The 11220-nt window shown below is 47.7% G+C and carries 10 protein-coding genes; 1 reads left to right on the top strand and 9 read right to left on the bottom strand.

Annotation, left to right across the window (positions count from 1 at the left end):
- Positions 1–60: 60 nt before the first annotated feature.
- Positions 61–1806: an Rqc2 family fibronectin-binding protein gene (locus ACUYLD_RS06520; RefSeq protein WP_446674646.1), complete on the top strand. Its 1746-nt coding sequence runs from the start codon at positions 61–63 to the stop codon at positions 1804–1806.
- Between the two features lie 93 nt (positions 1807–1899).
- Here ACUYLD_RS06520 and ACUYLD_RS06515 read toward each other — a convergent pair whose 3' ends face one another.
- From ACUYLD_RS06515 to ACUYLD_RS06475, 9 genes are all read right to left on the bottom strand, one after another.
- Complete coding sequence (locus ACUYLD_RS06515; protein WP_446674645.1) at positions 1900–2769, bottom strand: PHP domain-containing protein; 870 nt, start codon at positions 2767–2769, stop codon at positions 1900–1902.
- Positions 2769–3725, bottom strand: coding sequence for a selenium metabolism-associated LysR family transcriptional regulator (locus ACUYLD_RS06510; RefSeq protein WP_446674644.1), 957 nt, complete (start codon positions 3723–3725; stop codon positions 2769–2771). The genes ACUYLD_RS06515 and ACUYLD_RS06510 overlap by 1 nt, the downstream gene beginning before the upstream one ends.
- 210 nt (positions 3726–3935) lie before the next feature.
- On the bottom strand, positions 3936–4373 hold the full coding sequence (locus ACUYLD_RS06505) for a hypothetical protein (RefSeq protein WP_023989315.1): 438 nt from the start codon (positions 4371–4373) through the stop codon (positions 3936–3938).
- Positions 4374–4603: 230 nt separating this feature from the next.
- Positions 4604–4864 carry a YlbG family protein gene (locus ACUYLD_RS06500; RefSeq protein WP_023989316.1) on the bottom strand — a complete coding sequence of 87 codons (261 nt, stop codon included), beginning with the start codon at positions 4862–4864 and terminating at the stop codon, positions 4604–4606.
- Between the two features lie 39 nt (positions 4865–4903).
- On the bottom strand, positions 4904–5344 hold the full coding sequence (locus ACUYLD_RS06495) for a YlbF family regulator (RefSeq protein ID WP_061829012.1): 441 nt from the start codon (positions 5342–5344) through the stop codon (positions 4904–4906).
- Between the two features lie 108 nt (positions 5345–5452).
- Positions 5453–7477 carry a helicase-associated domain-containing protein gene (locus tag ACUYLD_RS06490; protein WP_446674643.1) on the bottom strand — a complete coding sequence of 675 codons (2025 nt, stop codon included), beginning with the start codon at positions 7475–7477 and terminating at the stop codon, positions 5453–5455.
- Positions 7478–7483: 6 nt separating this feature from the next.
- Positions 7484–9304: a DNA repair helicase XPB gene (locus ACUYLD_RS06485; protein ID WP_250268769.1), complete on the bottom strand. Its 1821-nt coding sequence runs from the start codon at positions 9302–9304 to the stop codon at positions 7484–7486.
- Positions 9305–9481: 177 nt separating this feature from the next.
- Entirely contained in the window at positions 9482–9910 is a 429-nt protein-coding gene (locus tag ACUYLD_RS06480) for a CBS domain-containing protein (protein WP_023989320.1), read from the bottom strand.
- Between the two features lie 84 nt (positions 9911–9994).
- Positions 9995–11200, bottom strand: a complete 1206-nt coding sequence (locus ACUYLD_RS06475) for a M20 metallopeptidase family protein (RefSeq protein ID WP_250268770.1) — start codon at positions 11198–11200, stop codon at positions 9995–9997.
- Positions 11201–11220: the final 20 nt, after the last annotated feature.

Below are 11220 nucleotides of genomic sequence, written 5' to 3'. Positions count from 1 at the left end.
CAAAGTTATGTATCATAGAAGGAAGGCGAAAATACATTTGCTTCAAAGGAGAACATAATTATGGCATTGGACGGAATCGTAACCCGCGCTATCGTACACGAACTGCAAGGAATCCGGGGCGGGCGCATTAATAAGATACATCAGCCAAATGATCGAGATATCGTGCTGAATCTGCGGGCACAAGGCGGAAGCGTAAAGCTGCTGCTGTCGGCTAATCCGACCTTCCCGCGTGTACATTTTACAGAACAAAGCTTTCTTAATCCGACAGAAGCCCCTATGTTTTGCATGCTCCTTCGCAAGCATTGCGAAGGAGGCGTTATTGAGAAAATCACGCAGGTGGGCATGGAGCGTATTATTCACATGGATATACGTCAACGTGATGAACTGGGAGATATTTCACTCAAACGAATTATCATTGAACTGATGGGTAGACACAGCAACATTATTTTGCTTGACCCGGAAACAGGCGTGATGCTGGATGGCATTCATCATGTCACACCGTCTATCAGCAGCTATCGGGTCATTATGCCCGGCTTTCAATACACGGAGCCTCCTGCACAAAACAAGCTGAATCCATTAGAAACGGAAGAGGCAGCCTTCATATCCTCGTATCAAACTGCGATCGAGGCCGAAGAAGCTCCCAAACGCTGGATCGTGAACACTTTTACTGGACTCAGTCCCCTCGTTGCTGAAGAGATACTAACTCGAGTAACTAATGAAGTATCTGGTGATAGTGATCGTTCACTATGGAGTACATTCAGTCACATCATGGATGACGTGCGGAATCATCGTTTTCAGCCAGTATCTGGACTAAACGCACAAGATAAAGTGATATTCTCAGCCATTCCACTGACGTTGATCCAAGAAGAACGTAAGGAGTACGCTACTATCAGTGAGTGTATGGAGGACTTCTTCGGAGAAAAAGCAGAACGGGATACGGTTAAGCAAAAGGTCAGTGACCTACTGCGGTTTCTGCAAAACGAGCGGAGTAAAAACGTAAAAAAACTCGACTATCTCCATCAGGATTTGGCCGAGGCGGAAGATGCGGATCAATTTCGCATTTATGGAGAGCTGCTATTCGCTTCGCTGCATGAGGTGAAAAAAGGGGACAAAGAAGTGACGCTCACCAACTTTTATGATGAGGAACAGCGTCCAATGACCATCCCACTGGACCCGCTACTCAACCCATCGGATAATGCACAACGGTATTTTAAAAAATACAACAAATATAAAAACAGCTTGGCTGTCATTGACGAACAACTGGAGAAAACGCACGAAGAAATCCGTTATATGGACAATCTTCTTCAGCAGCTAGCCCACGCCTCTATGAATGACATTGAGGAAATACGTGAAGAACTGGTTCAGCAGGGCTATCTCAGAGATCGGGTCAAAAAAGGAAAGAAAAAGAAGAAAAACGACCGTCCAACCCTGCACGTCTATACATCATCCGAAGGTATCGAGTTACTGGTCGGCAAAAACAACTTGCAAAATGAATATGTGACAAATCGACTGGCCGGACCAAATGACACCTGGCTGCACACAAAGGATATTCCGGGGTCACACGTCGTTATTCGTGCTGAGCAATTCGGGGATACGACGCTGGAGGAAGCAGCTCAACTCGCTGCCTACTTTAGCCAGGCCAAGCAGTCCAGCAGTGTGCCTGTGGACGCCACCCTGATTCGGCATGTACGTAAGCCCAGCGGAGCCAAGCCCGGCTTTGTCATCTACGACCATCAGCGTACGCTCTTCATTACACCCGATGAGGAACTGGTCAAGAAGTTGCCGAATCGCATCAAAAACGGCTAAGTCTCACCAGCCTATTGAATCCACAAAAAAAGCCCTTTGTTCTTTGCACGATACACTTCTTGTGTTCCATGCATAAGGCAAGGGGCTTTCTATTTACTTTTGTCCAACAGCAGCCTTCCTCAATTCCTCGACAACCCGATCTTCCACACTACGGCTACCCAGATCACCGTGGAAAATAACACCTTGGCGTGCACCGTGAAAATCCGAGCCGCCAGTTGCAATGAGCCCATATTGTGCCGCCATCGCAGTATATCGGCTCTCAGCCTCAGCATCATGGTCCGAATGTCGCACCTCCAAGCCCACAGGCTTCGCCTCCTCTATAATAGAGCGAACCAGCTCATCATTTCCGTATAAGCCAGGGTGGGCCACCACAGGTACCCCTCCTGCTTCACGAATCCAGTTTATGGCCTCCGCAGGCTCTACACGGGGTACAGACACATATCCGGGTGCTCCTTCCGCCAAGTAACGGTCAAACGCATCCCGCATATCCTTCGCATATCCCTTTTGAACCAGCGTATCTGCCATATGTGGACGTCCAATGCTTTCATCTGGTGCCAGCGGTCTGCCCATCGTAGCCACCACTTCATCCAGTGTGATTTCCACGCCCAGACTACGCAATTGACTCAAAATCAAATCATTACGGGTATCCCGCGCCTGGCGAAGCTTTTCCAACCGCTCCAAAAACACTTTATTGCTGTAATCCATAAAATAACCGAGTATATGAATATCCTTACCGCCAGCTCGAGTACTAATTTCCACTCCTGGCACCACAGTAATTCCTATGCGTTTTCCCTCCTTCAGAGCTTCCTCCAGACCAGCTACCGTATCATGATCTGTAATGGCCACACCTGCCAGTCCTTTTTCCTTGGCCCAGCGCACATTATCTGCGGGTGGCTGCATGCCGTCAGATGCTTGGGTGTGTGTATGTAAATCATATCGTTTTACGTTAATCTGCTCCTTCATTATACATCCTCCTTCTCTTTCACCTTTGCCAGCTCGTCCTGCGAGTCCCTCAGCACGTCCGTTCCCTGATCATGACGACGCAAGTAAGACAGGAAGGTGACTACCGGAATCGGTAACAACGCCGACTTCAAATGAATTGCATAAAATTCTCGTTTGAACGTGATATTTGAAATGTTCACAATTTTCAACAAACCGAGCGCAACTTCATGCTTCACCGAAGAAGGTGATAGCATGGTAATACCCAGTCCAGCCTCCACCGCCGATTTAACCGCTCCAGTGCTCCCCATCTCCATTACAATACCAAGTCGAGAGGCATCCACACCACGACTTTTCAGCTCATCTTCTATCACTTGACGTGTACCCGATCCCTTTTCTCTGGCTACAAAGGGATGCTTAAACACATCTTCCAGAACCACTTTTTTAGCCTTGGCCAGCGCATGTCCTGAAGGCACAATCAGTTTCAGTTCGTCCTGCATTACAGGTTCTACCACGATATCCGGATGCTGGACTGGGGCCTCAATCAGTCCTAAATTCAACTGATGTTTTAGTATATCATCCATAATTTGAGTCGTATTCATCACATTCATTGCCATGCGTATATGAGGGTATTCCTGGCCAAACGGCCCCAACATTCTTGGTACAATATACTCACCAATTGTTAGGCTGGCGCCAATATGCAATCTTCCCTCCAGCATGTGAGTAAAAGCAGACATCGCCTCGTCAGCTTCCCTAATCAGTTGCATGCTTTTTTTCGCAAAAGGTAGTAGTGTCGCTCCCGCCTCTGAAAGCTCGATTTTTTTAGTCGAACGTTGCAGCAGCTTCGTGCCGAAATAATCTTCCAAAGACTGAATTTGCATCGTCACCGCAGGTTGTGTCATATGCAGCGCTTGTGCCGCCGCCGAAAAGCTCCCACGCTCCGCTACGGTATAAAAAATGTGCAACTGATGAAAGTTCATACTGACAGCCCTCTCCCCTCTGATCTCTCTATTTTACCATAAGAAAAACATCTGTCGAAGCATTTCCAAGTAAACTTACTGAATTGGGGGAGTTTTATTGCTGGAAATAAAAAAAGCATGCAGCTGATAACTGCATACTTTCTACTCAAAATTGACGGTAATCATAAGTTCGGAGATTTTTTCATCTAGAGCCAACCGCCCAATCACCGTCTATTTTTGCTTACGAGTGCTTTTCATCAGTGTCATGCGCCGCGAATGGCGTAGCCATGAATAGTATGACTTCAAATCCCTTAATTCAATGGTCTCCGACATTCGACCCAAAAAGGTAATGACAATCATCTTGTGAAGCGGATTCCCCGCAATATCCATCTCGCCGGGCAACTCTCCAAATTCGGCCACGACGACCAGATCACCATCAATTAAATATACATCCTCTTCGTTATGATAGTAGGACTCCATCCTGTTTTGCTTCAGGCATTCCCAAAGCCAGGCGGCGATATGATTCGTCTCGGACTGTTTCTGCTCTATCCGATCTAAGTAGCGAGTTTTCGCATGATTTGTAATCACGATATCGGCGACTTTTTTATCGCCCATCTCCACGTAGAACGGTTCGTATGTACTCCATCGCTGCATTGCTTTGTCACGCACGGGATCACTCTCCCCACCAGATAGGTCTTTATATCTACCAATATATTCATATGTTACCTCAACAGACCCGGGACTACAAGTTACAAAATTGAAGTTTATGGGCGGTTTTTAAAGATTTTTTAGGTCTAACAGCATTAAGACCATTATGCAAAAGTCCTGACTTTACAAAAAAAAGCCAGCCCGTAGGCTGACCTTTTAAGAATATTTTACAATTTATAGATATTAGAAACTTATATTTCATATTCTTTCATCTTTTCCTTATCGTCGTTGTACTCCGTCCTAATCTCATTTCGAAAAGAACGCTCGACCTTACGCACATAGGAAAGTCTGCGAATATTTTTAACGGTGTCTTCTGCCCGATCCGCATTCATATATATAACTACATAATGCATACGCTTTGAAATAAAGTGGACATTTCCGTATTTCTCCAGATTGCGGGCAGCCTTGATATCGCTTACCCAAATGATGTACCCTGTCCGCTCGGCAAACATTCGCTTCATCTCCCCTCCACTCGGTATCATTCCTATGACCTATCCACAGGAGCATTTCCCTCCGCTGCCACATCCGCCCTTTTTCACATTCGGATCATTGCTCGGCACCTTAATGGTCTCGGACACGGAATATGCAATCGTTTCAGACATGGCATGAAGCATATCATCCAGCGCCTTTTCGGCTCGTTTGAACTCCTTAACCTCCACGAATTGTTCCAGTTCCAGCTCAACGACCTGCACTGCATCCTTCGCTTCATGATAGTTCGGATGAAAATGCCCAAAACGCTCCGTTTCCGCGAATAGCTCCTTTTTGGCATCCAGCTTGCGTACACACGCCTGAATAGACGGATTCAATTCCACACGCTGTTTCCAATATAAATAATCCGATACCTCAAAGGATCGGTTGACCATATCGCCCAATTCATAGGCGTTAATAAGCACTTCTGCCATATTGACCGTATTCAATTCGGCTACGCTCATGAATGTTCATCTCACTTTATATAAAGTTCTACCCTGTAAAAGTAGACTCATTTATCATACCACATCCTTCTTTTGAGAAGAAGGAGTTTCATGCACTTCCTGGCTCTACTATGTAAAAGGAACCAGCAACCGCATGTCTGACCATTCACTTGGCTGTAAGCTCGCTTGAGAAGGTGTTTCGTCATCCATTCCTGAGGCGTACCAGCCTGTGACACTCCATGGCGCACCGGGAACAACCGCCTCCGGTATCCATTTAACCTCTTTCCCACCGATTCGCAATCCCACAGCGGCCTGCCAACGGATCGCTTGCTCGATCAACTGCCGGGCAGTGGAAGTATGGTAACTCCTCCATTCTTTTGTCCATGAGGAGGGGACTGTAGATCTTTCTGGAAAATAGTCAGACGGATCAGGCAACATGTGCTCTTGTTCGTAAAAATGCAGCGTGCGCCCTGTATAAACCAAACCTGCTCTTCCCTCTTGGGAAAAGATAGGACGGGCCTGAATCGGGTCGGACTCCATTTCACTGTTGGGACTGCCTGAACTTATGTTCTCTGTTTCCGAAATCAATGGATAATGATGAGTTGGCTCGTCCACACCTTCCGGTTCACGACGTGGACCTAATCCAATTGCAGCAAGCGTTTTTCGTATTTTGACAGCAGAGCTCGCCGGAATAATAAAGTCCCTATCGCCCAGCCGTTCCAGTAATCCTTCCAGCGCGGGATGGCGTGCAACTATGTCTGCATCCTCCCGTGTGCCACATCGCAAAAGTGTTACCTTTGTAAAAGCGGTCCGTCCGACATCACCTGCCCACTGTTCTACCGTCATACGCACATGATTAGGCACACCTGTTCGGCTGTATTTATCCAGAAGAGCAGGAATTGCTTTGGCTTCCATCCCTAACTCGATTGCCTCTGTAACACTTTCTCTGGTGAGCCGGTATACTACCATCCGATCTCCTGTCACACGTTCACAGCAGCATTCCAGTCGCCAGCGCACATCATATGCCACATCTGGTGGAACCAATATTTCAAAATCAGGTTGTACATAAAAAGCACCATGCTCTTGATGTGTATCCTCGTAATTATTGGGACGAAGCATTTCTATCACAGATACATTCCAGCGAAAACACAGTTCACCCGATACAGTCTGGCCCCAATCGCCCATTCCAAAAGCAGTCAGGGCCTTAAGCCAACCCTTCAATTCCTCCATGAAAGGTTCATTGAAATTATAATCAGAGCCCGTTTCTCCCGCAAACCCTTCCGGATTTGAGATTGTAGGAACAAGGTCTAAAAGGGCACCATTCTTGGAATCCGCTCTGCTCGTACTCTCATGCTGGATTAGGCCTACCTGAAGCATCCATTGCAGCAGAAACTTGATAGATATCCACCCTTCTGTCCCTACATACTGGGAGACGGCACACAGCATATAGCGAAAATGCTGCATAGACGCTTCGGCCTTGCCGTATCTTTCCATGAGTGTAGCAAAAATATGCTTGCGCATTTGCCAAGCAGACAAACGAATCCAAGTCGCCAGTTCCGTTTCCTGAATGCGAAAAGATACAGTTTCTTTCACTAACAGCCCCAAACTGAGTAGCAAATCCATCATTACCACCGTTTGCACTGGATACAGCTCTGCATGCGCATAATGCAACCCAAGACCCATCAGGTCATCTGGGCGAAAGGGGGTCAGTTCATTCAATTTTTGCAATGATCGCTTATGTATGGTTCCTTTGGCCGTCAAAGGGACACCTTGCACCGCAATACGTGACAACGCATGCAGTAATTCCGACTCCAGGCCTGTCATTGATTCATGTACCGTTATCGGATGATCCGAATGCATCATGTTCATTGGATTTTGCTCTAACAACATATCGTACAGATCCGGTAGCCGATGAACCGGAATATATAAAATTCGTTCGCCCCACGATTTGGTAACAGCCTCCAGCCAGCCTCGGGCACGTAATCCACGTAGTGCCAGTTTCGTTTCGACTCCGCTTAACACTCCCCGGGTAAGCTGTATAGGTTCTTCTTCCTTCATGGGCTGTCCCGCGTACCAGATAAAGCATCGCCTAAGCACCAGTAGCTCATCCGATGAAAGCTCATTCCAGCTGTCTTGCGTGTTCGTTACGCCCATTCTTGATTAGGCCTCCTTTTTCTTCCCACGATCAGGCTTAGCATTCCGGCCTCCGTTAGCCTCTGTCACACTAAATCTGCGAACCGCATATTCATAGCCTTGCTCGATCAGAAACAACTGACGACGAGCTGCAAAATCCGTCTCCTTGCTATTCTCCGTCACTAGCGCATAAAAATAAGCTTTATTCTCGCCCGACTTTGGTCGCAAAATACGGCCCAGTCGCTGCGCTTCTTCCTGGCGAGAGCCAAAGCTACCCGATACCTCTATGGCTACTGCCGCATCTGGCAAATCCACCGCAAAGTTTGCAACCTTGGACACCAATAGGGTCCGAATTGTACCCTTGCGGAACGCATCGAACCAACGCACCCGCTCGGTCTGGCTCATTGAACCCGTAATCAGTGGGACGCCCAGCTCCTGAGCCAATATACGCAATTGGTCCAAATATTGACCAATAATAAGCGTGGGCAAACCGCTGTGCTGCTGCATCAGGCTACGCACCGCCTCCAGTTTGACCGGATTTTCGGCTGCAATTCGGTACTGCTGTCTGCCCTCCGCACGCATACTGCGCTCCAAGAGTTCAGCTGTCATTGGAAGCCGTAGCTCCACACAATCGACCTGAGCGATCCAGCCCTGTCGCTCCAGCTCCTTCCACGGCATATCGTATCGTTTGGGTCCAATTAAAGAGAACACATCCCGTTCACAACCATCCTCTCGAACCAGCGTGGCCGTTAACCCCAAACGACGGGTAGCCTGAATGTCAGCCGTCGCCCGGAATACTGGCGCGGGTAGCAAATGAACCTCATCATATATAATGAGTCCCCACTTCCGCTCACTCAGCAGTTTCATATGCTCAAAATCCCCATCTTTGGTACGACGGTGTGTCAAAATCTGGTAAGTTGCCACCGTAATCGGACGCACCTCTTTTTTCTGACCACTATACTCCCCGATGGAATCGGCAGGAATATCCGTCTTTTGCTTTAACTCTTCTACCCATTGCCGTACAGAAGTGGTATTGGATGTTAGAATAAGCACCTCGCACTGAAACCGATTCATTACGGCCATACCTATCACTGTTTTTCCGGCTCCGCATGGAAGCACCAGTACACCACTACCCCCTAAGCCGTCCGCCCCTTCAAACGCATCAGCGGCCTTTACTTGATAATCACGAAGCTGCAACTTCGTTTGTCCCTTTCCCAAGGTAAAACTAAGCTGATTCCCTTCAAGATAGCCTGCCGTATCCACAACGGGATATCCCAAGCGCGTTAATTCCTGCTTGAGCAAGCCCCGATTTTCGGGCGGGACCGATGCGCTTACCTCGTCAACGCGAAGTAAACCAAGCTGTTTTAGCTCTTGCTTGGTCAGTAGCTCATCCAGTAAAGCGGGGGTCTCTGCTTCCAAGATCAAGCGATCACCTATTGTATAGCTGTTGGCTTTCCCTGTCTTTATACCTCCGTCTGGCTCATGTTCAGCACGGTATGCGCCAATCGTATCTGTGCTATAAGTTCGCTCTTCTTCCGTACCCTCCCTTGAAAGCGTCAACGTCCCATAACGAGAAACGAGCTGTTCAATATCCTTCAACAAATCACGTGGAATATCCCAACGAGACATGGAGTTCAAACTATTTTGAATGTCCTCAGCACTCCATCCGAGGGCAGCTGCGTTCCACAAAGACAGTGGAGTGAGGTGATATGTATGAAAAGCGGACGGGCTTTTAACCAACTCCGCATAAATCTGCAACTGTGAACGAGCCCGTTCTGAACCGGGCAAGCCCATTTCCAGCAGAACGGTAAAATCACGTTGTACAATACAAGGATGTTCTGGATTCATAACTACCTCCTGATAATCTAACCATACATCATTTTAAAGTTATATAATAAATAGCTTATCCGTTTATTCGCATATCAACCAGAACAGCAAGGAGCCCAACCCATATTCGGGTTGAACTCCTGATTAGAAGCTCGGGGTAAAGACCTCCCCAAACCAATGCCTACCTTAATTATTCTTCTAGTGGACCTGCTCGGAAATATGACTAAGCGCCTCTCCAGCGTTGTCTGCAAAAATATTACGAACAGCCAAATCCCCGATCGAGACAATCCCGATCAGACGGTCACCTTCCGTCACGGGCAAACGACGGATTTGCTGCTCTGCCATCAGCTCAGCTGCTTGATCCACCGACATGTCCGCACTAGCTGTACGAATACCTGTTGTCATAACCGTATCAACCGAACCCGAACCTGAATTTTTAGCCGCATAGCCGCGAACGACAAGATCACGGTCCGTTACTACACCGATCAACTTATCACTGCCTTCGCTTTCCACAACCGGAATAAAACCAGTATCATTGTCCTTCATTTTGACCGCAATTTCATAAATATTGTCCTGCGGGGTAACCGTTACGCATTTTTTAGTCATAACTTCCTGAACTTTTTTCATGGGTACTCCCTCCTTTTCAAGAGTAGGGTACCCCATTTCATTCAGCTCATACTCCAGATTGAACCGTTCCCAATTCAACTCATTTTAGCCCTTAATTGCCCCTGCTTTTCGTTCCGCAGCGTATCCCGTAGACATCGCAATAAACAAACGAACCGCGTTAATCATAGCATCCTCATCAAAATCAAATTTCGGATGATGGTGTGGATAAACTGCTCCTTTAACTGGGTTACCCGCTCCTACGAACATGAAGCAACCTGGCACACGTTCCAAATAATACGCAAAATCTTCAGCAGGCATCAGCTTCGACGCTTCCTGTACATTCTCCTCGCCAAAAACAGATTTTGCTTCATTAAAGAAACGAGATGCTTCATGTGCGTCATTGACAACTGGTGGGTATCCCATAATATAGCGAACCTGTGCTGTTGTACCGTATGTTGCGGCTGTAAGCTCTGTCACCTCATGCAGTCGCTCCTTCATTACCGTTCGTGTCTCCTCATCAAACGTACGAATCGTCCCACTCAAGCGACACGTTTCTGCGATCACATTTTGCGCAGAGCCCCCTTGGATGGTTCCCACCGTCAGCACAGCAGGTCGCAAAGGGTCGACTGAACGGCTTACGATACTTTGCAGTTGCATAACAAGAGCTGAACCCGCCACGACACTATCATTAGTGGACTGAGGCATGCCACCATGCCCACCCTTACCTGTGATTTCAATATAAAAATCGTCTGCCGCCGCCATCAGCGGCCCTGCGCAACTCGCGGCCGTCCCGACCGGAAAAGGTGTCCATAAATGGATGCCATAAATGACATCCACACCTTCTAATACACCATCCTTTATCACACTGACCGCTCCGCCAGGCAGCAATTCCTCCGCAGGTTGGAACAACAACCGAATTTCTCCTTGCAGCTCGTCCCGGTTCAGACTAAAATAGTAAGCCGTTCCAAGCAACGCGGATGTATGTCCGTCATGGCCGCAAGCATGCATGGCTCCGTCCACGCTGGAGCGATATTCACATTCCTTTTCATCCTGAATCGGAAGAGCATCCATATCGGCACGCAGTAAGACGACAGGCCCCGATTTAGTACCACGAATGGTACCTACAACACCGTGTCCCCCTACCTGACGGCGAATCTCGATTCCCCAACTCTCCAACTTATCCGCTACAAAAGCTGCGGTTTTGCTTTCTTGAAAGGAAATTTCGGGATTCTTATGTAAATGTCTACGCCATTCCACCATGTTTTCTTGCAAACGATCAAACCAGGTCTCGTCTATCACATGTTGTGTCATTCTGCTCCACCTCTCCTTTT

Source organism: Paenibacillus sp. SER-28, from assembly GCF_052906305.1.
This window is presented reverse-complemented; position numbering and strand designations above follow the sequence as displayed.

Coding starts and splice junctions, on each gene's coding strand:
- ACUYLD_RS06515 (WP_446674645.1), bottom strand. CDS start 2,769: ATGAAGGAGCAGATTAACGTAAAACGATATGATTTACATACACACACC.
- ACUYLD_RS06475 (WP_250268770.1), bottom strand. CDS start 11,200: ATGACACAACATGTGATAGACGAGACCTGGTTTGATCGTTTGCAAGAA.
- ACUYLD_RS06480 (WP_023989320.1), bottom strand. CDS start 9,910: ATGAAAAAAGTTCAGGAAGTTATGACTAAAAAATGCGTAACGGTTACC.
- ACUYLD_RS06495 (WP_061829012.1), bottom strand. CDS start 5,344: ATGAGCGTAGCCGAATTGAATACGGTCAATATGGCAGAAGTGCTTATT.
- ACUYLD_RS06500 (WP_023989316.1), bottom strand. CDS start 4,864: ATGTTTGCCGAGCGGACAGGGTACATCATTTGGGTAAGCGATATCAAG.
- ACUYLD_RS06520 (WP_446674646.1), top strand. CDS start 61: ATGGCATTGGACGGAATCGTAACCCGCGCTATCGTACACGAACTGCAA.
- ACUYLD_RS06485 (WP_250268769.1), bottom strand. CDS start 9,304: ATGAATCCAGAACATCCTTGTATTGTACAACGTGATTTTACCGTTCTG.
- ACUYLD_RS06510 (WP_446674644.1), bottom strand. CDS start 3,725: ATGAACTTTCATCAGTTGCACATTTTTTATACCGTAGCGGAGCGTGGG.
- ACUYLD_RS06490 (WP_446674643.1), bottom strand. CDS start 7,477: ATGGGCGTAACGAACACGCAAGACAGCTGGAATGAGCTTTCATCGGAT.